The 25659-nt window shown below is 71.3% G+C and carries 27 protein-coding genes; 17 read left to right on the plus strand and 10 right to left on the minus strand.

From position 1 onward, the window contains the following. Positions 1–135 precede the first annotated feature (135 nt). From QIY60_RS29630 to QIY60_RS29655, 6 genes are all read left to right on the plus strand, one after another. Complete coding sequence (locus tag QIY60_RS29630) at positions 136–945, plus strand: glucose 1-dehydrogenase (protein ID WP_283145242.1); 810 nt, start codon at positions 136–138, stop codon at positions 943–945. Further along, positions 942–2873 (plus strand): hypothetical protein, encoded by a 1932-nt coding sequence (locus QIY60_RS29635; protein ID WP_283145243.1) that lies wholly within the window; start codon positions 942–944, stop codon positions 2871–2873. The genes QIY60_RS29630 and QIY60_RS29635 overlap by 4 nt, the downstream gene beginning before the upstream one ends. Before the next feature lie 19 nt (positions 2874–2892). Beyond that, a complete protein-coding gene (locus tag QIY60_RS29640) occupies positions 2893–3657 on the plus strand; it encodes a hypothetical protein (protein ID WP_283145244.1) in 765 nt (254 codons plus the stop codon). Continuing rightward, complete coding sequence (locus QIY60_RS29645) at positions 3654–4877, plus strand: hypothetical protein (RefSeq protein WP_283145245.1); 1224 nt, start codon at positions 3654–3656, stop codon at positions 4875–4877. The genes QIY60_RS29640 and QIY60_RS29645 overlap by 4 nt, the downstream gene beginning before the upstream one ends. Continuing rightward, a complete protein-coding gene (locus tag QIY60_RS29650) occupies positions 4874–5275 on the plus strand; it encodes an NUDIX domain-containing protein (protein ID WP_283145246.1) in 402 nt (133 codons plus the stop codon). Before QIY60_RS29645 ends, QIY60_RS29650 begins: the two co-directional genes overlap by 4 nt. 99 nt (positions 5276–5374) lie before the next feature. Then, a complete protein-coding gene (locus QIY60_RS29655) occupies positions 5375–8329 on the plus strand; it encodes a BTAD domain-containing putative transcriptional regulator (protein WP_283145247.1) in 2955 nt (984 codons plus the stop codon). Between the two features lie 48 nt (positions 8330–8377). On the opposite strand, the gene QIY60_RS29660 is transcribed toward QIY60_RS29655, so the two are convergent. After that, positions 8378–8566 carry a hypothetical protein gene (locus QIY60_RS29660; protein ID WP_283145248.1) on the minus strand — a complete coding sequence of 63 codons (189 nt, stop codon included), beginning with the start codon at positions 8564–8566 and terminating at the stop codon, positions 8378–8380. 159 nt (positions 8567–8725) lie between these two features. Between QIY60_RS29660 and QIY60_RS29665 the strand changes: the two genes are divergently transcribed. The 3 genes from QIY60_RS29665 (at position 8726) to QIY60_RS29675 (ending at position 11733) form a co-directional block, all read left to right on the plus strand. After that, complete coding sequence (locus tag QIY60_RS29665; protein WP_283145249.1) at positions 8726–8884, plus strand: hypothetical protein; 159 nt, start codon at positions 8726–8728, stop codon at positions 8882–8884. Positions 8885–9401: 517 nt separating this feature from the next. Beyond that, entirely contained in the window at positions 9402–9977 is a 576-nt protein-coding gene (locus QIY60_RS29670; protein ID WP_266989521.1) for a PadR family transcriptional regulator, read from the plus strand. 37 nt (positions 9978–10014) lie between these two features. After that, positions 10015–11733, plus strand: coding sequence for an acyl-CoA dehydrogenase family protein (locus QIY60_RS29675; RefSeq protein WP_283145250.1), 1719 nt, complete (start codon positions 10015–10017; stop codon positions 11731–11733). An 81-nt stretch (positions 11734–11814) separates the two neighbouring features. Here the strand turns inward: QIY60_RS29675 and QIY60_RS29680 are convergent, their stop codons facing one another. Continuing rightward, positions 11815–12258: a MarR family winged helix-turn-helix transcriptional regulator gene (locus QIY60_RS29680; RefSeq protein ID WP_283145251.1), complete on the minus strand. Its 444-nt coding sequence runs from the start codon at positions 12256–12258 to the stop codon at positions 11815–11817. Between the two features lie 99 nt (positions 12259–12357). On the opposite strand from QIY60_RS29680, the gene QIY60_RS29685 reads away from it, so the two are divergent. Both QIY60_RS29685 and phzG read left to right on the plus strand, forming a co-directional pair. Continuing rightward, a complete protein-coding gene (locus tag QIY60_RS29685) occupies positions 12358–12750 on the plus strand; it encodes a nuclear transport factor 2 family protein (RefSeq protein ID WP_283145252.1) in 393 nt (130 codons plus the stop codon). A 62-nt stretch (positions 12751–12812) separates the two neighbouring features. Continuing rightward, positions 12813–13514, plus strand: a complete 702-nt coding sequence (gene phzG / locus QIY60_RS29690) for a phenazine biosynthesis FMN-dependent oxidase PhzG (protein WP_283145253.1) — start codon at positions 12813–12815, stop codon at positions 13512–13514. 80 nt (positions 13515–13594) lie between these two features. On the opposite strand, the gene QIY60_RS29695 is transcribed toward phzG, so the two are convergent. The 3 genes from QIY60_RS29695 to helR all read right to left on the minus strand — a co-directional run bounded on the left by QIY60_RS29695 (position 13595) and on the right by helR (position 18094). Further along, entirely contained in the window at positions 13595–14692 is a 1098-nt protein-coding gene (locus QIY60_RS29695) for a methyltransferase (RefSeq protein WP_283145254.1), read from the minus strand. Between the two features lie 152 nt (positions 14693–14844). After that, complete coding sequence (locus QIY60_RS29700) at positions 14845–15810, minus strand: aminoglycoside phosphotransferase family protein (RefSeq protein WP_283145255.1); 966 nt, start codon at positions 15808–15810, stop codon at positions 14845–14847. Positions 15811–15922: 112 nt separating this feature from the next. Continuing rightward, the gene (gene helR / locus QIY60_RS29705; protein WP_283146116.1) at positions 15923–18094 is read right to left on the minus strand and encodes an RNA polymerase recycling motor ATPase HelR; all 2172 of its coding nucleotides are present in this window, start codon (positions 18092–18094) and stop codon (positions 15923–15925) included. Positions 18095–18328: 234 nt separating this feature from the next. On the opposite strand from helR, the gene QIY60_RS29710 reads away from it, so the two are divergent. After that, a complete protein-coding gene (locus QIY60_RS29710) occupies positions 18329–18772 on the plus strand; it encodes a GNAT family N-acetyltransferase (protein ID WP_283145256.1) in 444 nt (147 codons plus the stop codon). Positions 18773–18791: 19 nt separating this feature from the next. On the opposite strand, the gene QIY60_RS29715 is transcribed toward QIY60_RS29710, so the two are convergent. Further along, positions 18792–19556: a methyltransferase domain-containing protein gene (locus QIY60_RS29715; protein ID WP_283146117.1), complete on the minus strand. Its 765-nt coding sequence runs from the start codon at positions 19554–19556 to the stop codon at positions 18792–18794. Positions 19557–19599: 43 nt separating this feature from the next. Here QIY60_RS29715 and QIY60_RS29720 point away from each other — a divergent pair, with 43 nt between their 5' ends. Together QIY60_RS29720 and QIY60_RS29725 are read left to right on the plus strand one after the other, a co-directional pair. Then, positions 19600–20094 carry a MarR family transcriptional regulator gene (locus QIY60_RS29720; RefSeq protein ID WP_283145257.1) on the plus strand — a complete coding sequence of 165 codons (495 nt, stop codon included), beginning with the start codon at positions 19600–19602 and terminating at the stop codon, positions 20092–20094. Continuing rightward, a complete protein-coding gene (locus tag QIY60_RS29725) occupies positions 20091–20558 on the plus strand; it encodes a MarR family transcriptional regulator (protein WP_283145258.1) in 468 nt (155 codons plus the stop codon). The genes QIY60_RS29720 and QIY60_RS29725 overlap by 4 nt, the downstream gene beginning before the upstream one ends. A gap of 54 nt (positions 20559–20612) precedes the next feature. Here QIY60_RS29725 and QIY60_RS29730 read toward each other — a convergent pair whose 3' ends face one another. Further along, positions 20613–20795, minus strand: coding sequence for a hypothetical protein (locus QIY60_RS29730; protein ID WP_283145259.1), 183 nt, complete (start codon positions 20793–20795; stop codon positions 20613–20615). Between the two features lie 304 nt (positions 20796–21099). Beyond that, on the minus strand, positions 21100–22209 hold the full coding sequence (locus QIY60_RS29735) for a serine hydrolase domain-containing protein (protein ID WP_283145260.1): 1110 nt from the start codon (positions 22207–22209) through the stop codon (positions 21100–21102). A gap of 729 nt (positions 22210–22938) precedes the next feature. Here QIY60_RS29735 and QIY60_RS29740 point away from each other — a divergent pair. Next, entirely contained in the window at positions 22939–23172 is a 234-nt protein-coding gene (locus tag QIY60_RS29740) for a hypothetical protein (RefSeq protein ID WP_266989503.1), read from the plus strand. A 43-nt stretch (positions 23173–23215) separates the two neighbouring features. Here QIY60_RS29740 and QIY60_RS29745 read toward each other — a convergent pair whose 3' ends face one another. Next, positions 23216–23812: a GNAT family N-acetyltransferase gene (locus tag QIY60_RS29745; RefSeq protein WP_283145261.1), complete on the minus strand. Its 597-nt coding sequence runs from the start codon at positions 23810–23812 to the stop codon at positions 23216–23218. A 61-nt stretch (positions 23813–23873) separates the two neighbouring features. After that, positions 23874–24293 (minus strand): TOBE domain-containing protein, encoded by a 420-nt coding sequence (locus tag QIY60_RS29750; RefSeq protein WP_283145262.1) that lies wholly within the window; start codon positions 24291–24293, stop codon positions 23874–23876. Between the two features lie 405 nt (positions 24294–24698). Between QIY60_RS29750 and QIY60_RS29755 the strand changes: the two genes are divergently transcribed. Together QIY60_RS29755 and QIY60_RS29760 are read left to right on the plus strand one after the other, a co-directional pair. Further along, positions 24699–25322: a hypothetical protein gene (locus tag QIY60_RS29755; RefSeq protein WP_283145263.1), complete on the plus strand. Its 624-nt coding sequence runs from the start codon at positions 24699–24701 to the stop codon at positions 25320–25322. Further along, on the plus strand, positions 25319–25582 hold the full coding sequence (locus tag QIY60_RS29760) for a hypothetical protein (RefSeq protein WP_283145264.1): 264 nt from the start codon (positions 25319–25321) through the stop codon (positions 25580–25582). The genes QIY60_RS29755 and QIY60_RS29760 overlap by 4 nt, the downstream gene beginning before the upstream one ends. Positions 25583–25659: the final 77 nt, after the last annotated feature.

A 25659-nucleotide genomic window follows, 5' to 3' on the forward strand; every position in this document is an offset into this window, starting at 1 on the left:
CTCATTCGTTTTTCTCGCGCATAGATAATTCGTTGATGAGCTGTATATGCGCGGCCGCTCCGGCGTAGATCAGAGATATATGGAGGCTTGCCAGCATCGGGTGCTCACCAGCAGATGAGAGGGGTTCGGCCAGCCATGACCGACCAGTTGCCGATGGCAGGCAAAAGTGCCCTGATAACCGGTGCGGGTTCCGGGATCGGCCGATCGATAGCCTGGGGCCTGGCCCGGTCCGGCGCCCGCGTGGTGCTCAACGACCGGGACTGGAGCAGCACGGAAGGCCGCCGCCGGGAAAAAGAGACCCGGGAATATCTGGACGGCCTGGGGGCCGACTACCAGCTCGTCGAAGCGGATGTCTCATCGGAAGGCGCGGTGAAGGACATGTACCAGCTCGCGCTGAGCGGGACGAACTCGCTCGACTTTCTGGTGAACAACGCCGGTGAACAGCTTCCCTCGGCCACGCACCTCCATTCTCTGGCGGATTTCTCCCGCGTCCTCGACACCAATTTGGTCGGGGCGTTCCTGTGCGCCAGGACGGCCCTCGACCACTTTGTGCAGACCGGCGTCCGAGGCGCGGTCCTGAACATCACCAGCGTCCACGAGACCGTCCCCAAGCCCGGGTTCGTCAGCTACGCGGCGAGCAAGGCGGCGCTGCGGATGCTCACCGCCACCCTGGCCCTGGAGTACGCGCGGCACGGGATCCGGGTCAACGCCATCGCCCCGGGCGCCGTCGACACGGAGATGAACCAGGACTGGGTGTCCGACCGGGACAAGAAGGCCCGGGCCGAGGCGCGCATTCCGCTGGGCCGGATCGGACAGCCCGACGAGGTGGCCGCGCTCGCCCTCTTCCTGCTCTCGGACGCCGCGCGCTACATCACCGGGCAGTCGGTCCTCATCGACGGGGGACTGAGCCTGCACACCGACTTCCAGCAGGACTGGGCCTCGTGAACGGCCACCGGCAGCCCCGCGTCATCGCCCTCGACGGAGCCGACAACTCGGGGAAGACCACCCAGCTGAGGCTGCTGCGGTCGGCGACCGGCGACGAGGTGCGGATCGGCGGGAGCGTCCACCACTACCAGCCACGGTGGCCCGAGCTCTCCGGCGCCGAGCTGGCCCACTGGTGGTTCACCGAGTCGCGCAGCGAAGAGCTCGTCACCCTGCTCCTCGACGGCTACCGCAGGCGTCTGGACGCGCTCACCGGCCAGCCCGGCTGGGTGGTCCTGGACCGCGGCCTGGCCACCGTCGAGGCGAGCTGCGTCGCCTCCGTCATGCTCAAGGACGACTGCTCGGCACGGGACGCCGAGGCCATGGTCGCCGAGGTGCGCGCCGAGGTCCTGGGCGAGTCCACGCCGGAGCCGTACAGCGTTCTGCTGGGTCTGGGCCCGGCGGTCGAAGGGGCCGCGCTCAGTGTTGGGCGGGAGGGAGGGGCGGACGAGCGGTACGCCCGCTACCAGCACCTGTTGCACACCGCCCTCGAAACCCGGCGGAACCGCCACAGCGCGGTCATCGAGGCGGACCGGGCCGACATCGTCACCGTGCAGAACCATCTCCGAGTCCAGCTGGCCCAAGTCGGCCTACACGTAAGGCCGTTGCTGGGCGACGTCCGGCGGGTCATCGGCCTCGGCGGTATGTCGGAGAGCGGCAAGAGCAGTGCCGGGGAGTATCTGCGCCGCCGGTTCGCCACCACCCGGCTGAAGCTGGGCTATCTGATCGAGCTGGCGGCGGCCCGGCACGGGCTCGCGGATCCCTACGGCGAAGAGCCCCGGCTCCTTGCCGAGCTGGTCGTCGACGAACTGGACCGGTACGCCCACGCCCACTACTACCTGCTCGACTACACCATCGAGAGCCTGCACCGCCTCGATGTCACCCAGGAGCTGAAGCGGCTGCTCGGGGAGCGTCTCGACGTGGTCTACCTGGATGCCTCCCCGCAGGTGCGCGCCCGGCGCTCGCTCGTCGACCCGGCCACCTTGGCCCACAACGACGAGGTGAAGCGGGCGCGGGGAGCCGACCGGATCGCGGAGACCTGCGACCTGCTCGTCGACAACAGCGGTCCCCGCCCCGATCTGGAGCTCGTGCTGGACCGTCTGATGACCGGAGCCACCGCCCGCCCGGCCGCCGCGTCCCTGCGGGTGACCGATCCCCTGGAGCTGGTGGCGCCGACCGCGCTGCGACAGGCCGCCGCCACCGCCCTGCGCGGGATCCGGACCGCACTGGGCGATCGGCTGCTGCTGTTCGCCGTGGCCGGCAGCGTCGGGTTCGGCACCGCCGACCCCGAACTCAGCGACCTCGACGTCCTGGTGGTCGTCGAGACCGGATGCACCACCGACCTCGCCGCCGAACTGGTCCGGTTGCGCGGCGAGTCGGACGTCAAACTCGGCATCACCGTGCTGACCCGCCACGAACTGCTGCTGCAGCGCTGCGACTCGCGTACGTACAGTGCGTTGTACTCGCTCGGGCAGGGCCGGATCGGCTGCCAGTACGTCAGCACGGACCTGGAACTGCCGGACTTCAGCGGGACGCAGCGCCATCAGCGGACCATCGAGTACCTGGCCCGGACCCTGCACGAGATCCGGCGTCCCCTGCTCGGCGTCGAGACGAGCCGCTACCGCCTGTACAAGTCGGTGCTGAACGCCGCCAAGATGCTGTTGCGGCTCGCCGGTGTCGAGGAGACCGATCCGGCCGCCATCTCCGCCCAGTTCGAGCGGGTGTTCCCCGCTCGGGGCAGGGCCCGCATCCCGGACCGGGTGGAGTACCGGGAGTTGGGGCTGGACGAGATCGCGGCGGTCGCGTCGTCCGTCCTGCACTGGTTCGAGGAGTACCTGGCCACCGCCCCCGCGTCGGCCACCGTCGACGCGGCAGCCATGACCGCAGTCTGATCCGTAGGAGTACCGCACTGTGAAGATCGACGACGACGTTCCCGACCCGGGCGAGGTCATCCGGCCCTACCCCCGCCTGGCTCCGGTGCGCAACATCGGAGCCGAGGCCGCCGCGGCCGTGTCGCCGTACCGGCTCATCGCGGTGGAGGGGTCCGACGGCGCCGGCAAGACCACCCAGATCGAGCTGCTGAAGGCGGCGCTCACCGCCGACGGCTGGGACGTGCGGGTCTGCGCGTTCATCAGGAACCCGCTCATCTGGCATTCCAAGGCGCGCGGCAAGTACGACAACTGGGATCCGTACACCATGGCGCTCATGTACGCCTCCTCGCTCGTCGACCTCGTCAACCGGGAGGTTCTTCCGCACCTGGCCGCGGGAGGTGTGGTCATCATGGACCGCTACCTCTACTCCGTCATGGGGCGCTCGGAGGCCCGTGGCTGCGACCGGCAGTGGCTGACCGACCTCCTCGCCCCGGCCACCCTGCCGCACCGCACCCTGCATCTGCGCACTCCCGTCGCGCAGTGCTTCGACCGCAAGGCCGCGCTGTCGACGACCTTCTCGTACTGGGAGTGCGGGGTGGACGTGCACGGTGACGACGGACTGCGGTTCGCCGGGCCCAAGGAGGCCTACCGGGACAGCTTCATCGCCTACCAGCAGCGCGTCCAGGACATCGTCGAGGACCTGCTGAAGGACACCGACGCACTCGGCCTGCCGGGAGCGGAGCGGGAGACGACGGCGGCCCGGGCGGCGGACTGGGTGCGCACCGGTCTGGCCGGGTCCCCGTGACCGCGCCGACCACCGCGACCTCCCTGCGGCAGTTGCTGGCCGACCGGGCCGACGCGCGGGACTGGGCCGGGGTGGAGGCGCTCAGCGGTGTCGAGGTGCTCGGTCCCGTGCCGTCGGCCGCCGGCCCGAGCGCCCCCGCCTGGCGGCACGCGCTCGTGTCCCGGGGCTACCGGATCACCGACGTGAGCGAGCTGAAGAACTCGACCTGCGGTTTCGCCCAGCGGGACGGACGGCCGTACTTCTTCAAATACGTACGCGCCCGGAGCGCCGTCGCCGAACTCGCCGGGTACCTGGACTTCGGCGCCGCGGGCAACCGGGTGCCGGCCCTGCTGTCCTTGCTGCGCACGGACGCGGGGACGGTCATGGTGTACGAGTACCTTCCCTCGATGGGGCTGGGGCGGGGCACCCTGTTCGACCTGCTGTGCCGGGCCGAGCGGGCCGGAACGCTGCTGCCGGAGCGGGAGGTCGAGCCGCTGCTCGACCGGATCCGCGCGAACTGCGGCTACCGTACGGTGAGTTCGGCCTCGCCCATCGACGCGTTCTTCGCCCGCCGTGTCACCGAACGGCTCCACCCTTGGTATTTCGCGCGCCACCGGCCCTGGCTGGACCAGCGGGTGGTGGTCAACTCGGTGCCGCAGCCCGTGACGATGCGCGACGTGATGGAGGGCACCGCGGCCTTCTTCGAGGGCCTCGGCGCACGCGAATGCATGCTGTCCCAGGGGGACTTCAGCGAGACCAACGTGGGCCGGGGAGCGGTCTTCGTCGACCTGAGCAACGCCGGACACAACGATGTGCGCGGGGAGTTGGCGACCGCCTTCTGGTCGCTCTTCCTCGGCGGTGGATACCTGTTCCCCAAGTACCATCCGGCCGCCTACCGGTGGCGCGAGGCCCCCTACGCCGACGCGGCCCCGCTCTGCAGAGCGCGCCTGGAGCCCCGCACCGCGACACTCCACATCGACTTCGCACACCGGCTCTCACCCGCCCGGGCCGACCTGCTCGGCCGTCTGCTGGACGTCTTCGCCGACGCCTTCGGCCCCGAGCTCTTCGACCGCGGGCTGGCCCCGTACCTGGTCATGCGGGCGGTCGGGGTGCTCGACCTCGACACGCTCGACCCCGCCGACCGGGCCGCCTGCACCGCCTTGGTGCTGCACTTCTGGAACGGGCGCGACGACCTCGGTAACGTCCTGCGCACACTTGTCGATCATGGGAGGACCCGATGAAGTCCCGGGCCGTGGCGATCGTCCGCAAGGACGACGCCGTGCTGCTGATCCACCGCCGCAAGGACGGCGCGGAGTACTACACCCTGCCGGGCGGAGGAGTCGAGGAGGGGGAGACGCCCGAGCAGGCGTGCGTGCGCGAACTGGCCGAGGAGACGGGGCTGCACGCCACCGTCGAGTCCCTACTGCACACCCTCGACAACGCGGGCCGCACCGAGCACTACTTCGTGATGGGCCCGGCCACGGGCACGCCGCGCCTCGGCGGCCCGGAGAGCGAGCGGGAATCCGGCGACAACCAGTACCGGCTGGTGTGGGTGCCGCTGGCCGATGTGGCGTCCATCGGTCTGAAGCCGGACGCCATCACATCGCACCTGGTCGGAGTCCCCAACACCGTAAGATGATCCTCCGTTTACCGGCTTGCGCCAGACCGCTGGAGACCAGCAGCCGGTGAGAGTTGCGCGCGCGCCGGGGGAACTGTGGAATTCTTCGTGCTCGGATCCATGGGCATTCAGAGCGGCGGGAGCGTCGTGGGCGGTGGCCCGCCCCAGCAGCAGGCCACCCTGGCCGCGCTGGCGCTCCGCGCCGGTCACGTCGTCCCCCTGCACGAGCTGATGAGCGCCGTGTGGGGCGAGGCGGCACCGGGCTCCGCGGTGATGATCCTGCGGACCTACGTGTGGCGGCTGCGCAAGATCCTGGAGAGCGGCGGCTGCGATCCGCAGGCACTGGCCTCCGTCAACGACGGCTACCGGCTCGCCGTGCCTCCCGAGTCGGTGGACGCGTTCCGCGCCGAGCAGCTGGCCGCGGACGCGGCACGCGCCCGCGAGGCCGGACGCCACGACGAGGCGGCCGCACTGCTCGCCGAGGCCGTGGCGCTGTGGCGCGGCGAGCCGCTGGCGGGGGTGCCGGGACCGTTCGCCGAGCAGCAGCGCTCCCGCCTGTCCGAGCTGCGCCGACAACTGCTGGAGGAACGATTCGCCCTCGATCTCCTGCTGGGGCGGCACACCCAGGTCATCCCGGAACTGACCGCGTTCATCGGCGAACAGCCGCTGCGCGAGCGGCCCTACGGATTCCTGATGCGCGCGCTGTACGCAGCCGGGCGCCAGGGCGACGCGCTGGCCGTGTTCGGGGCGGCGCGCGAGGTGCTCGCGGCGGAGCTGGGGCTGGATCCGGGGCCGGAGCTGCGCACGCTGCACCAGCGGATCCTGGCCGGAGACGCCGAACTGGTCGCGCCGGCCCAGGCCCCCGCCGCGTCGCCGTCCACCAGGGAGGAGGCCGCCGAGGCCGGGGGTGCGGGCCCGGCGTACCTCCCGCGCCCGGCGCAACTCCCCGCCGACATCGCCGACTTCAGCGGCCGGGCCGCCACGCTGTCCGCGCTGTGCGAGGCCCTCGCCGATCAGGACCGCACCGCTCTGGCCGTCGCCACCGTGAGCGGCATGGGCGGCATCGGCAAGAGCGCGCTGGCCCTGCGGGTGGCCCATCGCGTCAAGGAGGAGTTCCCCGACGGCCAGCTCTACGCGGACCTGCGCGGCACCGGCGCGGAGCCGGCCGACCCCGGCGCGGTCCTGGCCAGTTTCCTGGCCGCGCTGGGCGTGGCACGGCAGGAGGTGCCCGGCTCGGTGGAGGACCGCGCCCGGCTGTTCCGTACGGTCCTCGACGGCCGCAGGGTCCTCCTGCTGCTCGACGACGCCCGCGACACCGCGCAGGTCAAGCCGCTGCTGCCGGGCGCCGTCCACTGCGCGGTCGTGGTGACCAGCCGGGCCCACCTCGCCGGTGTGCCGTCCGGCACCCATGTCCAGCTCACCGAGTTCACCCCGGCCGAAGCCCTGTCCCTGCTGCGGCACGTCGTCGGCGCCCACCGGATCGACCAGGAGGAGGCCGCCGCGGTCGCCCTGGTCGGCGCCTGCGCCCATCTGCCATTGGCGGTGCGCATCGTGGCCGCCCGGCTGGCGGCCCGGCCGGGCTGGACGGTGGCGTACCTGCTGGCCCGGCTGGCCGACGAACGGCGGCGGCTGAGCGAACTGCGGGCCGACGACCTGGCCGTCTCCGCCGTCTTCGAGCTCGGCTACCGCCAGTTGACCGCGCGACAGGCGATGGTGTTCCGCTCGCTGGCCCCGGTGGCCTGGCCGAGCATCGGTCTGTCCGCCGCGGCGGCGGCACTGGGGCTCGGCGAGTCGGAGTCGGAGACCCTGCTGGAAGCGCTGGTGGACGCCGCGCTGCTCGAATCGCCGGAAGCGGGACGGTACCGCTACCACGAGCTCGGCCGGGACTTCGCGCTGCACCTGCCGCGGCCGGACACCGCACCGCCGGGCGAGGCGGACTTCGCGGTGGAGCGCCGACTGCTCCACCATCTGCTGCGGATGGCCGCCGAGGCGTTCCACCGGATGGTCCCGGGAGACCCGGTGCACAGCACGATCTCCGTCGTCACCGCGGAGCCGGGAGAGCACCGGCTGGCGACCCTGGCGCAGGCGCGGGCCTGGGTGGTGGCGGAGTTCGACTGCGCCGTCCACGCCGTCCAGCTCCTGGTCGCGCGCGGGGACAGCGCCGAACCGGACCTGCTGACGGTGGCGGCGGACCTGCTGGTGGCCCTCAGCTCGTTCGGCCAGGACATCCCGTACGGGCGGATGGCCCTCACGGCGAGGGCGCTGGCCCGGGTCTCGGCACAGCACGGCAACGACCACGCGGCCGGGCGCGCCCACTTCATCTGCGGCAACGCGGCGCTCCAGGCGACCCAGCTGGCGCAGGCCCGGGCCGACTCCCAACTGGCCGCCGAGGCATGCCGCCGGGCCGGGGACCGCGCCATCCTGCAACAGGCGTACAACGACCTGGGCGTCATCGCCCAGTTCGAGCAGCGCTACGACGACGCGGCCGAGCACTTCGACCAGGCGCTCGCCCTGGCTCGGGAGCTGGGACACCGTTCGGGCGGACTGACCACCACCCTCAACGCCGCGCTGGCCAGGATCCGCGGAGGCAGGGCCGACGAGGCGCTGCCCGCCTGCGACGAGGCGCTGAGCGCCCTGCGCGAGATGGCGGACCACCACGGCATCGCCCACGCGCTGTGCGTACGCGGCCAGGCGCTGCACGAACTGGACCGGCTGCCGGACGCGCTGGCCGACTACGCCCAGTGCCTGGAGGTCTGCGAGGCCGAGAGGATTCCGGGCCAGCGGGCGCAGGCCCTGTACCGCTACGCCGAGACCCTGCGCGTCCTGGGCCGCGTCGAGTCGGCACTGGACGCGGCCGCCCGCGCGGTGTCCTACTTCCGCACCGTGCCCGACCGTGACCGCGACCGGGGCTACGCGCTGCTGATCCACGCCCGTATCTCCGCCGACGCCGGTCACCACGGGCAGGCGCTGGCCCACTCCCGGGAGGCGCTGGAGGTCTTCACCCGGGCCGGTCTGCCCGAGGCGGCACAGGCGCGGCTGCTCGTGGAGGAGGCCACCGGGGTCATGGCGATGTAGGGCAGGGGGGTCCGCCCTACATCGCCATGACCCCGGTGGCAGCCGCCGTCACGCCTTGGTGTTGAACTCGTTGGTGTCCTTTCCGGAGTGGAAGGGGCCGTCGGCCAGGGAGGTCCGTGCGGTGTCACCGGAATGGACCGCGGACAGGACCGGTCCCGAGACGGCGAGGAGGGCGGCGATGAGGGCCGGGACGAGAACGGTCGTACGGCGGGCGCCGGACTTCAGGTTGTGCTGCACGGGAATTCCCTGTCTTTCGAGGAGGCCTACGGCTGCGACCTGGCCTGCGGGTAGTTCTGCGCCCGAGTGTCGCAGTGGGGCATCTATGTTTCATATACGGGCGATCGCAGCCATGGCGGCGGCCCGGCCGCTCGACGAATCTCGCACATTCGCCGCGGCGTGCGGCGTGCGGCGCGGGCGGCGGGCACGACGCACAAGGTGCTGCCCATCGGTGAGCAACTGGACGACTGGCAGGCCGCGATCGCCTGTGCGGCGACCCTGCCGGGAGTCGACCCGGCCGGACTCGCGATCTGGGGCTTCTCCCTCTCGGGCTGCTAGGTCTTCCCCGTCGCGGCGCGCAACCCGCAGCTCGCGGCGGCGATCGCCCGGACGCCCGCTCGCCGACGGGCCGGCGGCCACGCGCGGCGCGGCCCGCCACCAGAAGCCGCTCGCGGCGCGGCGCATGACCGGCCGGCCCTGCTCGACGCCGTCGGCCAACTGATCGGCCTGCGGCCTGTCGGTCCCGCTCGCGGGCGAACCGGGCACCGTCGCGCTCCTCACCACACCGGACGGCATCGACGCCGACAGGGCGCTCAACCCGGGCAACACCTACCCCGAGTGGCGGCAGACGGTCGCCGGCACTCCCCGAGCCCGCCGCCGACGCCGCCGGGCGGGCGGGTGCCGCACGGGGAACTCGTCCGCATGCCGGCGGCCACTGCGACCCCTTCCTCGACGGGTACGAACGAGCCGCCGAGCCACCACAGCACAGTCGGCGCGGACCTTCGCCGGGGTGATCCGGGTCTCACTCGGGCGGTGCGGCTTGGCTATGCAACGAGTTGCATAGAAGGATCGCGGTATGGCGCTCGAACACGCGATCCTCGTCTCCCTGCTGGAGAAGCCGGGCTCAGGCTATGAGCTGGCCCGGCGGTTCGAGCGGTCCATCGGCTACTTCTGGACAGCGACGCACCAGCAGATCTACCGCGTCCTCAAGCGCATGGAGAGCGACGGCATGCTCGCCGTCCGCGAGGTGGCCCAGGAGGGCCGGCCGGACAAGAAGGAGTACTCCGTCGCCGGCCCCGGCCGCGCCGCCCTCTCCCAGTGGCTGCACGAGCCGATCGAACCCGAGAGCCTGCGGCACGACCTCGCCGTGAAGATCCGCGGTGCGGCCTTCGACGACCCGGCCGCGGTGCTCCACGAGGTCGAGCGGCACCGCCGGGTGCACAGCGACCGGCTCGCCCACTACCTCGCCGGGGAGCTGCGCGACTTCACCGGGCCCACCGCCCCCGCCCCGCTCGACACCGGCCAGGAGCTGCAGCACGTCGTGCTGCGGGGCGGCATCGCGTACGAGCGGATGACGATCGCCTGGCTCGACGACGTCCTCGCCACCATCCACCGGCTGTCCACCGGCTCGCCGACCACCGACGACCACTGACCTTCGACCCCGATCCCTTTCGAAAGGCAGACCTTTCATGGCCGACGCCCTGCTGTTCAACCCGCGTACCTACGACCCGGCGCACTTCGACCCCGAGACCCGCAGGCTGCTGCGCGCCACCGTCGACTGGTTCGAGGCGCGCGGCAAGCGCAAGCTGATCGAGGACTACCGCTCCCGCGCCTGGCTCGCGGACTTCCTCGCCTTCTCCGCCAAGGAAGGCCTGTTCGCCACCTTCCTCACCCCGGCCTCGGACGCCGGGAACGAGGACCAGCGCTGGGACACGGCCCGGATCGCTGCCCTCAACGAGATCTTCGGGTTCTACGGCCTCGACTACTGGTACGCCTGGCAGGTCACCATCCTCGGCCTCGGCCCCGTCTGGCAGAGCGACAACGCCGCCGCCCGCACCCGCGCGGCCGAACTGCTCTCGCAGGGCGAGGTGTTCGCCTTCGGCCTGTCGGAGAAGACGCACGGCGCCGACATCTACTCCACCGACATGCTCCTCGAACCCGACGGCAACGGCGGCTTCCGGGCCACCGGTTCCAAGTACTACATCGGCAACGGCAACGCCGCAGGGCTGGTGTCGGTCTTCGGCCGGCGCACCGACGTCGAGGGCCCGGACGGCTACGTCTTCTTCGCGGCCGACAGCCGCCACACCTCGTACCACCTCGTCAAGAACGTCGTGGACTCCTCCAAGTACGTCAGCGAGTTCCACCTGGAGGACTACCCGGTCGGCCCGGACGACGTCCTGCACACCGGCCGCGCCGCCTTCGACGCCGCCCTCAACACGGTCAACGTCGGCAAGTTCAACCTGTGCACCGCCTCGATCGGCATCTGCGAGCACGCGATGTACGAGGCCGTCACGCACGCGCACAACCGCGTCCTCTACGGCCGCCCCGTCACCGCCTTCCCGCACGTGCGCCGCGAGCTGACCGACGCGTACGTCCGGCTCGTCGGGATGAAGCTGTTCAGCGACCGCGCCGTCGACTACTTCCGCTCCGCCGGGCCCGACGACCGCCGCTACCTCCTCTTCAACCCGATGACGAAGATGAAGGTGACCACGGAGGGCGAGAAGGTCATCGACCTGATGTGGGACGTCATCGCCGCCAAGGGCTTCGAGAAGGACAACTACTTCGCCCAGGCCGCCGTCGAGATCCGCGGACTGCCCAAGCTGGAGGGCACGGTCCACGTCAACCTCGCGCTGATCCTCAAGTTCATGCGCAACCACCTGCTGGACCCGGCCGACTACGCGCCCGTCCCGACCCGCCTCGACGCGGCCGACGACGCGTTCCTCTTCCAGCAGGGCCCGGCCCGGGGCCTTGGCTCCGTACGCTTCCACGACTGGCGCCCCGCCTTCGACGCCTTCGCCGCCCTGCCCAACGTGGCGCGCTTCCGCGAGCAGGCCGACGCGCTGTGCGAGTTCGTCACCACCGCCGCGCCCGACGAGGAGCAGAGCCGCGACCTGGACCTCCTGCTCGCCGTCGGCCAGCTGTTCGCGCTCGTCGTCCACGGCCAGCTGATCCTGGAGCAGGCCCGTCTGACGGGCCTGGACGAGGACGTGCTGGACGAGCTGTTCGCCGTCCTCGTACGGGACTTCTCCGCGCACGCCGTGGAGCTGTACGGCAAGGACTCCGCCACCGAGCAGCAGCAGACCTGGGCGCTCGGCGCGGTCCGGCGTCCGGTCGTGGACGAGGCCCGCTCGGCGCGGGTCTGGGAGCGCGTCGAGGCGCTGTCCGGGGCGTACGAGATGGCGCAGTGACGCACTGACCCCGCCTGCCCACCTGTCATGGCCCACCGGCGCGACCGCCGCCGGTGGGCCATGCGCGTTTTACGGCGCTCGCTAGGCGAACGGGCCCTCGGCCGTGAAACGGCGCAGCTGGTGGGCGAACGCCTCGGCCTCGCCCGGCGGCCAGGAGGACAGACTGGCCGTGATGTGGGCGGCCAGACGCGTACGCAGCTCCGTCACCGCGAGCCGACCCCGCTCGGTGAGGACGAGCAGCTGCGCCCGCCGGTCGTGGGGGTCCGCCTCACGGCGGATGAGCCCGGCCGCCTCCAGCCGCGAGGCGCGGCGGGTGACGCCGGAGCGATCGATACCGACATCGGGGGCCAGGTCGGCCGCGCTGCGCGGCCCCGTCCGTGCCAGTGCGCTGAGCACCGGGTACGTCACCTCGTCCACCCCCTCGCCCATGCCGGTGGTGAGCTGCTTGTGCAACTGCGCGCGCGTGGTGCGGCGCAGCAGAATCCCCAGCGCGTCCGCGATCTCGTGCCCTACTTCGTTCTCCACCCCCGAAGAATAGCGTGCGCAGCGCACGCTTCGCCTGTTACGGTGTCATTGATGCGTGCGCCGCGCACGCGCTATGGGTCTTGTGTGAAGGGAACCACCATGAACCGCACCGGTATCAGCGCCGCCCTCAACGACCTGCTCTTCAACACCGGCATCACCGTGGCGGAGGCGGCCGACCGCCACTTCACCGCGCAGTACCGCCAGCGCACCGACGGGGAGTGGGCCGACCGCGCCGAGTTCGTCGAGCACATCTCCCATCTGCGCACCGTCGTCGCCGACGGCCGTGTCACGGTCCACGAGGAGCTGTACGACGGCGGCAAGTACGCCGACCGGCACACCGTCGACGTCACCAAGAACGACGGCTCGACGGTGAGCATGGAGGTGTACGTCTTCGCCGACCTCGCGCCCGACGGACGCTTCCACCGCATCGAGGAGGCCACCTTGATGCTTCGGGGCTCCGACGCCGACCGGAATCTGGGCAGCACCCGCTGAGGCCCCGTCGACGCCGTCGAGGTCGAGGGACATGATTGTTTCGACCATCGAAAGGATTCTTCATGCCTGACCTGTCCCAGTCGAACGGATCTCCCGTCAACGCCTCCAACAGCCGTGCGGGCTCCCCCCGTTCCGAGACGCTCACCGGCAGCATCGAGGTGGAATTCCCCGAGTTCCGCACGCCACCCCCCGAGCCGATGGGGCTGCTGGCCTCGTGGCTGGAGAGCAGCGTCGAGCGCGGGGTACGGGAGCCACGCGCGCTGGCCCTGGCCACCGCCGACTCCCGGGGCCGTGCGTCCTCCCGCATCGTGGTGCTCAGCTCGATGACGGACGCCGGGATCGTCTTCCTCACCCACTCCAGCAGCCAGAAGGGCCGGGAACTGGCGGAGAACCCCTGGGCGTCCGGCGTCCTCTACTGGAGGGAGACCAGCCAGCAGATCACGCTGGCAGGCCCGGTGAGCCGGCTGCCCGACGCCGAGGCGGACGACATGTGGTTCGCGCGGCCCGTCTTCACCCACGCCATGAGCACGGCCTCCCGGCAGAGTCAGCCGATGGACGACCTCGACCACGTGGTCGAACTGCGTGACAGGGCCCGGGAGCTGGGGGAGCCGCAGCGGCCGTTACCGCGCCCCGCGACGTTCACCGCCTACCGACTCGCGCCCGACAGCGTGGAATTCTGGGCCAACGGCACCGACCGCCTGCACGAGAGGCTGCGCTACGACCGCACCGGCGGCGACTGGAGGGTCAGCAGGCTCCAGCCGTGACGGCCGGGCCGGGTCGGCGCGCCGAGTTCCCAGGGCATGCGCCGGCCCGGCCTCCCCGCTCCCTCACGTCGTGCGGAGCCTCAGTCGGCCGCGACCGCCTCGATGACCGACGCGTGCGGCGAGGGGTCCAGAACGCGTACGACCGAGAATCCCGCCGTGGCGAGCAGCGCCTCGTACTCCGCGCGGGTACGGCCCTTTCCGTTCAGGACCGTCATCATCAGCACGTCGATGGTCTTCCCCGGGTGCGGGTCGTTGCCCGCCGGGATCATCGCGTTGATGACCAGGAGGCGTGCGTGCGCGGGCATCGCCTCGCGGCACGTCCGCAGGATGCGTACGCACTCCTCGTCCGGCCAGCTGGCCAGCACGTGCTTGAGGAGGTAGACGTCGGCGCCGGACGGCACGGAGGCGAAGAAGTCGCCCGCCTGGGCGCTCCAGCGCCCGGTCAGCTCCGGGGTGTCGAGCACGTGCCCGGCCACCACCGTCTCCAGGTCGACCAGGGTGCCCGTCATGTGCGGGTTGCGACGCAGGATCGCGCGCAGCAGACCGCCGCGCCCGCCGCCCACGTCGACGGCGCTCGTGGCGCCGGAGAAGTCGACGGCCTCGACGACGTCGTTGCTGAGCGTCTCGGAGAACGCCGCCATGCTGGAGTTGAAGGCCTTGCCGAGTTCCGGGTCGGCGGCGACGTGGTCGTAGAAGGGCACGCCGTACACGTTCTCGAAGGCGGTGCTGCCGGTGCGTACGGCCTCGTGGAGCTGGGCCGCCGACTGCCAGAAGACCGGCTCGCCGCGCACCATGATGTAGTCGCGCAGCGAGCGCTCGGTGTCCGTGCGCAGCGGCTGCGCGAGCGGGGTGAGGTGGAAGCGGCCCTCTTCGTCCTCGCGGAAGACGCCCTTGGTGGCGAGGAACCGCAGGAGCCGGTAGAGGTGGGGGCCGTCGACCTCCGAGGCCTTGGCGAGTTCGTCGGCGCTGCGCGGTCCGCCCGCCAGGTGGTCGGCGATGCCGAAGCGGGCGGCGGTGTGCAGGGCCGCCGAGTAGAGGTAGCCCAGGGAGAGTTCGAGTAACTCGCCCGTCAACTGGTCCGGGGCGCCGGAGGAGCCCAGGGGCTGTTCGGTCTCCGAGCCGTGCGGGGTGCCGGACGTCTGTGAAGCTCCTGTGGCTTCCGGGCGAGCGCCTGCCATGGGTGAGGTCCCCTCTCTCAACTCTTGTGCGAACAAGAGTGCATGGTACGTATGACTTAGCAGCGGCGCTCCAGCCTACGTCCGGGACTTGGCATTTCGCTTGAGTGCCGCGTGAGTCTTGGGTCGGCGCCGGGCGTGCGCCCACGTGGCGGCTACGGGAGTCGCGAGCCCAGGCGTGTCCTGAGCCACTCGATCGCGGCGGCGCCCAGGGCTGCCTGGAAGGCGCGCAGGGTCGGCAGTCCGGGTGGTGCGCTGCGCAGCGACTGGCGTACGAAATAGCCGGCCAGCGCGGCGAGGGTGGCGGTCACCCCTTCGGGCTCGGCGTCCCGGCCCACGGGGTGCGCGGTGAACACCTCGTCGGGGTCGGGGCCTCCTTGTGCACGCACGGAGGGCAGCATCAGGAGCAGGTCGAACCAGGGCGCCGCGCGTACGGCGTGGGGCCAGTCGACGAAGACGACGCGGCCGTCGGCGGTCAAGAGGATGTTGTCAGCGCGCAGGTCGCCGTGGGCGAGGGTGTCGCCCACGGCGAACTCGCCCCAACGTGCGGAGAGATCGGCGAGCGTGGCCAGGTTCCGCCGCACCCAGGGGTCGAGCCGGTCCCGTGCGCTTTCGTCGCCGTCGAGGAGCTGCTCCCACCCCCGGAAGGACTCGGCCTCGCTCTCCACGACGGTCGGGACGTCGAGGGGCACGGAGCTGAGGGTGTGCGCGAGCTCGCCCACCGCGTGCAGGACGCGCGACAACTCGTCCGCGCGCCACGGCACGTGGGGCTGATGTCCGTCGACGTCCTCGAAAGCCAGAGCTACCCAGGTGGCGTCGTCGTGGGTGGCCAGCAGCCGCGGCGCGGGGACACCGAGGGGCAGGGCGGCGGAGACGCGGGCCTCGGCGCGGTGGAGCGCCGGGCTGGCGGGGTTGGCCTCGGCGCTCACCGCCTTCACGAAGGCACGCCGCCCGTCCGCCAGCCGCACGCGCGCGGCCACTCCGGGCGAGAATCCGCCGTGCTGGGTCACCGCCTCGGTGACCGGTGCGCCCAGCCGCGCCTCAAGGCCGCACCGGACGTGCTCGGGAACTCGGTCCCAGTCGGTGCGGACTCCGGTGGCGGACGGTGCGCTGATGGTCATGCCGTCATGGTCGACGACGTGGCACGGGGAAGCGACAGGTTTTCCTGTGGGTGCCCTCACACCACCGCTCGGCCCCCGCCACACGTCCCAGGTGCGGTGGGGGCCGTTGCCGTCAGGCGCTGGTGAGGATGACGAGTCGCTGGGTCGCGCGGGTCATCGCGACGTAGCGGTCGACGGCTCCTTCGATGCCACCGCCGTACGTATCCGGGTCGATGAGGACGACCAGGTCGAACTCGAGCCCCTTCGACAGCGTCGGTGTCAGCGACCGCACGCGGGACCTCTCCCGGAACCCCGGATCACCGATGACGCAGGCCACCCCCTCGTCATGGGTCGCGAGCCACCCGTCGAGGATCGCATCCAGCTCCGCGACCGATCCGTGCACGACGGGGATGCCGCTGCTGCGGATCGAGGTCGGCACATTGGCGTCCGGTAGCGCGGCCCGGATGACCGGCGCGGCCTCCGCCATGACCTCTTCCGGGGTGCGGTAGTTGACGCTCAGGGAGGCCACCTCGATCCGGTCGAGCCCGATCCGCTCCAGCCGGTCCCGCCACGACTCGGTGAACCCGTGCCGGGCCTGGGCGCGGTCGCCCACGATGGTGAAGCTCCGCGACGGGCAGCGCAGCAGCAGCATCTGCCACTCGGCGTCGGTCAGTTCCTGCGCCTCGTCCACGATGATGTGGGCGAACGGACCGGCCAGCAGGTCCGGCTCGGCGGTGGGCAGCGCGCTCTCGTCGATCAGGGTGTCCTGCAGGTCCTGCCCGTGCAGCATCCCCAGCGCGCCCTCGCTCTCGTCGATCTCGACGTTCTGCAGCAGGCTGTCCATGACGTCGGCCCGACGCGCGCGTTCGGCCTCGGCGGCGGCCTCCTGGCGACGCTTGCGCGCCGAGGCCTCCGCGTCGCCGAGCCGCTGCCGTGCGGCGTCCAGGAGCGGCAGGTCGGACACCGTCCAGGCCTGCGCCTCCTCGCGCTGGAGCGCGCGTACGTCGTCGGCGCCGAGCCAGGGAGCGCACTTGCGCAGGTAGGCAGGCACCGTCCACAGGTCGCCGACGAGGTCGGTCGCCTCCAGCATCGGCCACGCGCGGTTGAGGGCCCCGATCAGCTCCCGGTTCTGGAGCAGCGACCTCCGCAGCAGCTGGGGCGAGACCTCGTCGTCGTCCTCGTACTCGTCCGCGTGCTTGTCCATCAGGATCGTGAGCAGCTCCTCGCGGATCTGGTCGCGCGCCTCGTTGTGCGGAGTGCCGGGCTCCACGGCCGCGAACGCCGCGGCCCAGTCGGCGGCGCTCAGCCAGACGTCGGACCAGTGGGTCGAGACCGTCATGCCCTTGGTGGGCGGCTCCTCGTAGAGGCCCACGGCCGGTTCGATCGCCTTCACCATCTCCGGGGACGACTTCAGACGGGCCACCTCCGGGTCGGTCTCGGCCGCCGCTGTGGCTCCCTCGGCGACCATGTCCCGTACGAGACACGTCTGTACGCCCTCCTCGCCGAGGCTCGGCAGGACGTCGGCGACGTAGTCCAGGTAGGGCCGGTGCGGGCCGACGAACAGTACGCCGCCCCGGCGGTGACCGAGGCGCGGGTCGGAGTAGAGCAGGTGGGCGGCGCGGTGCAGGGCGACGACGGTCTTGCCCGTACCCGGACCGCCGTCGACGACGAGAGCGCCGCGGGAGCCCGCGCGGATGACGGCGTCCTGGTCGGACTGGATGGTGGACAGCACATCGCGCATCCGGGCCGACCGGTTGCCGCCCAGGCTGGCGATGAACGCGGACTGGTCGTCGAGTGCGGCGCGCCCCTCCAGCCCCTCGGCGGTGAACACCTCGTCCCAGTAGTCGTTGATCCGGCCGCGGGTCCAGCGGTACCGGCGGCGGCTCGTCAGACCCATCGGGTTGGCGTGGGTGGCGGCGAAGAACGGCTCGGCCGCGGGGGAGCGCCAGTCGACGAGCAGTCGGCGGCCCGTGCTGTCGGTGAGACCGAGGCGCCCGATGTACACGGGCTCGGCGCCGTCCGCGGGGACGACGTGCCCGAGGCACAGGTCCAGGCCGAAGCGGCGCAAGGTGCGCAGCCGACCGGTGAGCCGGTGGATCTCCGTGTCCCGGTCCATCGCCTCCCGGCCGATGCCGCCGGGCGCCCTGCGCGCGGCCTCCAGGCGGTCGGACAGTTCGGCGATCGACTGCTCCAGGCTCTCCGCGATCGCCGCGAAGTGCCGCTCGTCGCCGTCGATCAGCGCCGGGTCGGCCTTGTGGGAGAGGCGCTCGGGAAGGTCGAACGCGGACCTGTGAACCGACGACAACACACGCACTTCGTGAATCCCCCTTGTGCTCCAGGTGCTGACCTAGGTCGGCGATTCTGCCCCACCCCCGGGGCCTTGCGGCAAGCCCCCCAGTGCGCTATAAGTTGAGAGTGGCAAGGAGTGGATATACCTCCTTGCCTTTTTACGTTGAGGTAGTTGCCGCCGGAGAGCGTAGAGATCCCGGTGGCGAGGGCGCTGGCCAGGGTGCAACGCCATGGCGGTAGCGTGGCGATCATGGCGGACTGGAACATACGGGCGGCGTCGGCGGCGGACGTCGAGGCGGTGGTCGAGCTGCGTGCGGTCGTGATGCGGCCGGACCTGGAACGGCTCGGGCGGTACGACGAGCACCGGGTGCGCCGGCGGCTGCGCGACCGTTTCGACCCGGCCCACACCTGGGTGATCGAGGTGGCCGATGTGTTCGCCGGCTGTGTGGCCCTGCGACCGGCCGAGGACGCCCACTGGCTGGAGCACTTCTACCTGGCTCCGCACCTCCAGGGCACCGGCATCGGCTCGGGCGTCCTGCGCGAACTGCTGGAGCGGTGTGACCGCGGCGGATTCCCCGTGCGTGTGAACGTGCTGCAGGGCAGCGCGGCCCGGCGGTTGTACGAGCGGCACGGGTTCGTGGTCGAGAGCGAAGACCCGGTGGACGTGTTCATGGTGCGCCACGTGTCCTCGTAGGTACTGCTCCGGATCGCCGCTACGGGCGGCGGCGTCCCCACGCGGAGATCATCGGGGCGGTGGCCAGATCGAGGCTTCCGGCGGCGACGTTGGCCAGGTGACGCTCGATCTCCTCGTCGGTGGCGAGCCCCTGCCCGATCAGATGGTGGCGGATCTGACGCACCGTCGCGTCCTCCAGTACGGCACACGCCGACGAGGTGATCGGGAAGTACGCGTCGGCCCGCACATCCTCCAGACCGGCCTCGCGCAGCACTCCGGGCAGGGTCCGCCCGTACGCGAGGTCCGCGCCGCGCGCCGCCATCAAGGTGCGGAAGCCCGCCCGCAGCCGGTTGGCGAGCCGCTGTTCGGGCCCCGACTCGTCCGGGCACAGCAGCGGTTGCAAGGTGGGGTCGGCGCCCTCCAGGAGCAGCCGGCCGCCGGGCCGCAGCGCCTGGACCATCCGGCGCAGGGCCTCGGTTCGGTCGCTGACGTGCGTCAGGACCAGCCGGGCGTGTACGAGGTCGAAGGCGCCGGGCGGCGGCGGGTCGGCCGCCACGTCGTGGGACAGCACCTCGATCACACCGTCGGAGACACCCCGGGTCCAGGACACGTCGATGTCGGTGGCGACCACCGTCCCCGCCGAGGCGACCCGCTCGGCCAGCCCGAGGGGCACGGAGGGGCCACCGGCGCCGACCTCCCAGCACCGCATGCCGGGACCGATCCCGAGCCGGTCCACGTGCCGGAACGTCACCGGGTCGCGACGGCTTCGGTCGACGGAGGAGTACAGCCGGTCGTACTCCGTCAGAAAACAGTAGCCATGGACATAGTAGCTATGTACTCTATTTGTCATGAGCAACGGTTCGCCGGGTCCCACACCCGGTTTCCTCGTATGGCGACTCGCCAACAAGTGGCGCGTCGCGGTCGATCGCGCGGTGGCTCCACTGGGGCTCACCCACGCGCAGTACTCGGTGGTCGCGTCGCTGCACGGCATGCAGCGCGGCGGCGAGCGGCCCAGTCAGCGCCGGCTCGCCGACCACACCGGCCTGGAAGCGCTGTACGTCTCGAAGCTGGCGCGCGCCCTGGAGTCGGCCGGCCTGATCGAGCGCACCCGTGATCCCCGAGACCCGCGCGCCGTGCAGCTCGCCCTCACCGAGCAGGGCCGGGCCGTCACGCGGCAGGCCATCACGGTGGTCCAGGAACTGCATCAGCAGTTGCTGGAGCCGCTCGGCGGCCTCGACGCCTCGCGGACGCGTGCGTTCACCGACGAGTTGAGAACCCTGCTCGACGCACCGCTCGGCCCGTCCGTACCGAACGACGAGAGCACCCAGGAGACAACGCCATGACCGCCACCGCATCCAGCGCCGTATCCACCACCGCACCCGTCGCCGACCCCCGCGCCCTCGCCCTGGCCCACTACGCCGCCCGGGGCGTCCTGGAGTGCGTCCTGGCCCGGCACGGCATCACGTTCCAGCAGCAGATCGCCCTGCGCGCCGCTGTCACCGCCGACGTCCCGCCGACGCCGGAGGATCTCGTCAGCCAGGTCCAGGGTTCTCTCAAGGCCGATCCGGCCGACATCCGCACCACTCTCGACGAGCTGCTGGCCAAGCGACTGCTCGTCGCGGACGGTGCGCACCTTCGCCCCACGGACGCGGGGCGCGAGCTGATCGCCGCCGCCACGGCGGAGACCGCCCCCATCGGTGCCCGGATCTGGGGCGGTTTGGCCGCCGAGGATCTGGCCGCCGCCGGACGTGTCCTCACCCTGGTCGCCGAGCGGGCCAACGCGGAGCTTGCGACGCTGGCTGCCTGACAAACCGTCAGCGGCCCTTGAGTAAGGGGCTGGTAGGCAACGCCGTGCGCCGGATCAGGGCGCGGCTGTGGACCTTACCTCCCGGGCTGCGGCCAGGTAGGCGAGAACCAGTGGCCGCTTGTCGTCCTTGCGGGCGGCCACCGTCAGTCGGGACGGGAAGATGCCCCGGACCGGCACGGCGATCACCTCGTCCCGGGCGACCAGAGGAAGGGCTCGTCCGGGTCGGGCTGACCGCACACCTGGACTCCGTACGGGCCGAACTCGCCGAGTGGGGGAAGGTTTCCAGGGGGACGGACTTCGACACGGAGTGACCGTGGGGCTGTCGTCCAAAGGAACCGCCACCCGCTCGGCGCCGTCTCATCGCCGCTATCCGCTATCTCAACAGGCCGGCGACACAGGGGAGTAGAGGGCGTCATGAGAAGGAACATCGTCGTATGGCTCGTGGTGTGCGTGAGCGGTGTGGCTGCCCTTCGGCATGGCATCAGCAGGGGGTCTGCGGCCGTGCCGCAAGCCCCCCACCGCTGTCGCGGAGCCGGGTGGCTCAGCGGCACAAGGCCGTGTCCACGAGACCCTCCACGTGCTTCATGGGTGTCTTGTCGGTCTGCTGGACGGTCACCGCGACGTTGGCAGCGCGGCCCTTGTCGGTGACTCCGCCCCGGGTCTCGTATCCCGGGAAGCTGCCGCCGTGACCCCAGTAGACACCGCCGCACGACAACGGTGTGCGCACGAGCCCCAGTCCGTAGCGGGCGCCGTCGGCGAAGGGGGCTCCGGCGCGGACGGTGGTGCGCATCTGGGCCAGCTCGGCCGGCCGGAGGAGGCTGCCGTCGAGGACCGCGGTGAAGAACCGGTTCAGGTCGGAGTTGGTGGAGATGATCTGGCCTGCCGCCCAGGCCCAGGAGGGGTCCATCTGCGTGACGTCACTCAGCGGCTGGTCCGCTGAATCCCGGTAGTAGCCATGAGGGTGGGGTTCTCGGATGGTCGCGTCACCGGGGGCGGGGAAGTAGGTGTGGCGCAGCCCGATGTGCTTGATGACGCGCCGATCGATCTCGGCTGCGAGGGGGCGGCCGGTGACCTTCTCGACGAGAAGGCCCGCCAGCACGTAGTTCGTGTTGCTGTACTCCCATTTCTTCCCGGGGTCGAAGTGAGCCTTGTGCTGGAGCGCGAGGTCTAGGAGCTCGCGGGGCTCGTAGTACCGGATGTCCTCGTCGAGGTGGTTCAGGTAGTCGGGCAGTCCGCTGGTCTGTTGCAGGATCTGACGGACGGTGATGTGGCGCCCGTCGATGCCGTCCCCGCGTACGAGGCCGCGCAGATACCTGTCGATCGGCGTGTCGAGGCGGATCTTCCCCTCACCGACCAGTTGCAGCACGACCACCGCGGTGAACGTCTTGGTGTTGCTGCCGATCCGCACCTGACCGTCCCTGGGTACCTCCGACCCGGTGGCCACGTCGCCGACCCCCGCGGTGTACGTACGGGTGTGGCCGTCGCGGTCCTTGACGCCGGCCAGCGCGGCGGGCAGGCCATCGGAGTGCACCAGCGCGTTGAGGCCCTGCTGGACGGTGTCCGGCCTGGCGGCCGCGGACGCCGCGGGCGGCGCCAGGGCCCCCATCGTCATGACACTCACGGCCACCGCGACCGCGGCCGGTACGGCCATGGGCCGACCGCTCTGCTGTCGCCCGGAAGAACGGAACCTCTGCCATGCCTGCTCGCGCACGAGTCAACTCCTGGGGAATCGTCGGGAAACGGCGGTGTGTGCCGTGCCCAGCCTCTCCGGAAGCGGAACCCCGGGGCGATCCTGCTACCCGCCCGGCTCCAGGTAGGGCTAACCCCCGGTGGCTCGGACAGCGGGTGCTATCGGCGCGGAGCTGGGTGGGATGCCCGGCGGTGATGTCGAGTGTCTGGTGCAGGGACAGCGGCCTGCCGTCGTTCGCCCTGACTGCGGCCAGGGGCTCCAGGAGGAATCCGACGTGGTCGCCTCCGTCGAACCGCTCAAGGATCCGCCCGGTGAGGCGCCGGCACGGTCGGCCACCACCTCGCCCAGCGGCGCCTCGAAGCGGATGCTCAGATACCCGCCCAGGCCGGTCGGTCCCTCCATGGGGACACCCGCCCCGGCGCGTACGGTGCTGCCTGCCCCGTCACAACCCACGATCCAGTCCGCCCGCAGGGTGTGACGGGAGCCGGTGGAGGTCTCCTCCAGGATTGCCTCCACGCCCCGGCCGTTCACCGCGCCGCGGTACGCGCGTACGCGTCGCGGCCCGCCGCGCCCAGCGAAGCCCATGAGCAAGCACTGCGTGAAGCCCGTGAGCGGGCACAGCGGCGCGCCCTGCTGCGGGCGGCTCGCCCCAGCAAGCAGAATGGCCGCACACCAAACGCGGAGGTTGTCATGCCGGGATTCCTCGACCGGGCCAAGGAACAGGCCCAGTCCGCCCTGAACCAGGGAAAGCAGAAGGTGGACGAGGTCCAACAGCAACGAGCCGGAAACGACCTGCTGAAGCAGCTCGGGGCGGCCTACTACGCGGAGCGGCGCGGCTCAGGCACCCCCGACGCGACGCAGCAGGCGCTGAGCGCCCTGGAGGCGCACATCGCCGCGCACGGAGACGGCTTCCTGCGCGGATAGCGGAGCGATACGGGAACCGGTACGGGGACCGGGGCGGACCGCCTCAATCGGCCCGCACGTCACCTGAAGTGCCGTGCCCCGGTGCGGTCTTGATGTGCAGATGCCCGTCGAGCGGGTACGTGGGCGGCCACGAAGGCAGAATCCGGTCGAAGGCGTACCCGCACTTCTCCGCGACGCGGCACGATGCCGGATTGTCGACCTGATGAAGGAGTTCGAGGCGCTCCAGACCGTCGGCTCCGAAGGTGCCGAACGCCCAGGAGGTGAGAACCTCCAGGGCGCGCGGAGCCACACCGCGCCCACGCGCCGCCGCTGCCGTCCAGTACCCGACCTCGGCGCAGGGCTCCCCGGTGGCCACGTCCTTGAGCACCACATTGCCCACCAACTCCGGCGGCCCGGCGTCTTGGCCCGCTTCGAGGACGGCGAAGCCGAACCGGTCGCCCGCTTCCCACCCCTGATCCTGCATCCGCATCCACCGCAGCACGTCCTCCTCGCTCTCCAGCGGGGAGCGCGCCCCACGGCGCAGAGCGGGATCCTTGTACGCCTCGATCAGCTCAGGAATGTCGTCCGAGCACCAGGGGCGAAGGACGAGAGCGGGAGCGGTCGGCGTCGCGGCGGCGGTGAGCATGACGGAGACGTTCACCGGCCGATCATAGGGCGAGATCGAGCGGCTGGAGAGGGAGATCCGGAGGTTGCGGCGGTGATCAGACGGCGGCGAGGGAGATCTCGGTCGACTTGATCAGCGCGACGACGGACGTACCGGCGGCCAGGCCGAGGGCCTCGACGGCGTCCTTGGTGATGGCGGCGGTCAACTCGCCGCCAGCGACGGTGACCTTGACCGCGCCCATGGCGCCGCCGGTCGCGACCTCGGTGACCGTGCCGGCGATCTGGTTGCGGATGGAGATGCCCTCGACCGGGCCGGTCGCGAGGGACACCTCGGTGGACTTCACCAGGGCCTTGACGGAGGCGCCCTCGGACAGGCCGAGGTCCTTCACGGCTTCGGCGGTGATCGCCGCGGTGATCTCCTGGCCGCCGATCAGCCGTACCTTCACCGACGCCATGGCCTCACCGGTGGCGACCGTGGTGACGGTGCCGGGGATCTGGTTACGGATGGACAGGCTCATGAAAACACGCCTCATACGATCGGATGCGATTCAGCAAGCACTTCTGTGACCTGCGTTCACGGCCGACGGTACCGGAAGGAATTTTCGCCGGAAGCGCCGACAGTGTATTTGCCAGCCGAATGGGGGTGAATTGCTTGCGCAGTCCAGGGGCCTCAAGTCCACAGGCCTCAAGGACTGTCCTGCTGGGAGTGGGTGAGGGAACGGAGGGGATGCGGCGTGCCTTCTCCTCGGGAGCGCTGACCGATCCCGTCAAGGAGCACCGGCTCGCGCGGGTGCTGGCCGAGGCGCTGTGGCCGCCGGGGCTGACGGAGCAGATACGCCAGGTGGCGGCGCGCGGGCCGCCGTCCGCTGATACGCGTTCAGCCGTCACCCCGGGGCGCCCAGGTCCCCTGGGAACTGCTGGCCGTGGACGAAGGTGTCCAGCTCATCGACTTGGCGGACGTGGTGAAGACCGCCCCGGCGTCGTTGCGGCGGCAGGCTCCCGCGCCACACCCGGCGCCGAACGCGGCCACCGACGCGGTCGTGCTCGTCCTCGACTCTCGGATCCCCGGATTCCGGGCCGAGTCCGCGCTCGGCTCGGTCCTGGGACCGCCCGGCTCGGACCCGGCGCTGCTCTCCTTCGTCCAGAGCCGGATCGACGCGGGGAGCGCCGTGCCGTCCGTCGCCACCACGGCGCAGGCATTGCGCCGCACCGACCTCGACCGGGACTGGCTCGGCGGCGTGCTCCGCAAGCGGGCGCGCGGGCTCCTGTACGTCGGGCACGTGAGCGGAGCGCGCCGCGAAGGCGGACAGAGCGAGGACGGCGCGCTCCACCTGAGCTGCGGCGCGGAGACCGAAGGCCTGGCCGAGCCGGTCCGCACGCATCGGCCGCTGTCGGCGAAGGACCTCCTGCTGGGCACGCTTCCCCTGCGGCCGACGGGGAGCCGGGTGCGCGGATCTGGCCCGCGCCGCCGCGCGTCGCCCTCATCGGCTGCGAAAGCGGCGGCGATCTCCGGTTCGCCGAATCGTTTGGCCTGGCGACAGCGATGATCCACAACGGCGCCGAACTGGTCACCGCCACGCGCTGGGTGCTCCCGACGAGCTTCGCTTTCCACCGGCTTGCCGACCTGCCCGAGTCCGTACGGCCGCTGTCCGAGGCGATCATCGCCGTGGACGCCGCGCACGAGCACCACGACCCCGTGCACCGGCTCGGCCGCTGGCAGCGCGAACCACTCGACCGTTGGCGGACCGACGGCCGGATCGAACACTCGCCGCTGCTGTGGGCGGCCATGACCTGCATGGTCGTGTGATGCCACGTATGGGAACGCCCGACCGCCGGATCGCGCTGCTGCTCGGGTGAATCCGTCACCGTGGCCCGTGCGCGCGT

This window comes from Streptomyces sp. BPTC-684, from assembly GCF_030028635.1.
Taxonomy (GTDB): domain Bacteria; phylum Actinomycetota; class Actinomycetes; order Streptomycetales; family Streptomycetaceae; genus Streptomyces; species Streptomyces noboritoensis.

Excerpts from the sequence above, each read along its gene's own strand:
- QIY60_RS29710 (WP_283145256.1), top strand. The coding sequence starts at position 18,329 with ATGGCGGACTGGAACATACGGGCGGCGTCGGCGGCGGACGTCGAGGCG.
- QIY60_RS29650 (WP_283145246.1), top strand. The coding sequence starts at position 4,874 with ATGAAGTCCCGGGCCGTGGCGATCGTCCGCAAGGACGACGCCGTGCTG.
- QIY60_RS29760 (WP_283145264.1), top strand. The coding sequence starts at position 25,319 with ATGATCCACAACGGCGCCGAACTGGTCACCGCCACGCGCTGGGTGCTC.
- QIY60_RS29695 (WP_283145254.1), bottom strand. The coding sequence starts at position 14,692 with ATGGCAGGCGCTCGCCCGGAAGCCACAGGAGCTTCACAGACGTCCGGC.
- QIY60_RS29735 (WP_283145260.1), bottom strand. The coding sequence starts at position 22,209 with ATGGCCGTACCGGCCGCGGTCGCGGTGGCCGTGAGTGTCATGACGATG.
- QIY60_RS29720 (WP_283145257.1), top strand. The coding sequence starts at position 19,600 with ATGAGCAACGGTTCGCCGGGTCCCACACCCGGTTTCCTCGTATGGCGA.
- QIY60_RS29700 (WP_283145255.1), bottom strand. The coding sequence starts at position 15,810 with ATGACCATCAGCGCACCGTCCGCCACCGGAGTCCGCACCGACTGGGAC.
- phzG (WP_283145253.1), top strand. The coding sequence starts at position 12,813 with ATGCCTGACCTGTCCCAGTCGAACGGATCTCCCGTCAACGCCTCCAAC.
- QIY60_RS29750 (WP_283145262.1), bottom strand. The coding sequence starts at position 24,293 with ATGAGCCTGTCCATCCGTAACCAGATCCCCGGCACCGTCACCACGGTC.
- QIY60_RS29655 (WP_283145247.1), top strand. The coding sequence starts at position 5,375 with ATGGGCATTCAGAGCGGCGGGAGCGTCGTGGGCGGTGGCCCGCCCCAG.
- QIY60_RS29670 (WP_266989521.1), top strand. The coding sequence starts at position 9,402 with ATGGCGCTCGAACACGCGATCCTCGTCTCCCTGCTGGAGAAGCCGGGC.
- QIY60_RS29630 (WP_283145242.1), top strand. The coding sequence starts at position 136 with ATGACCGACCAGTTGCCGATGGCAGGCAAAAGTGCCCTGATAACCGGT.
- QIY60_RS29685 (WP_283145252.1), top strand. The coding sequence starts at position 12,358 with ATGAACCGCACCGGTATCAGCGCCGCCCTCAACGACCTGCTCTTCAAC.
- QIY60_RS29675 (WP_283145250.1), top strand. The coding sequence starts at position 10,015 with ATGGCCGACGCCCTGCTGTTCAACCCGCGTACCTACGACCCGGCGCAC.
- QIY60_RS29740 (WP_266989503.1), top strand. The coding sequence starts at position 22,939 with ATGCCGGGATTCCTCGACCGGGCCAAGGAACAGGCCCAGTCCGCCCTG.
- QIY60_RS29725 (WP_283145258.1), top strand. The coding sequence starts at position 20,091 with ATGACCGCCACCGCATCCAGCGCCGTATCCACCACCGCACCCGTCGCC.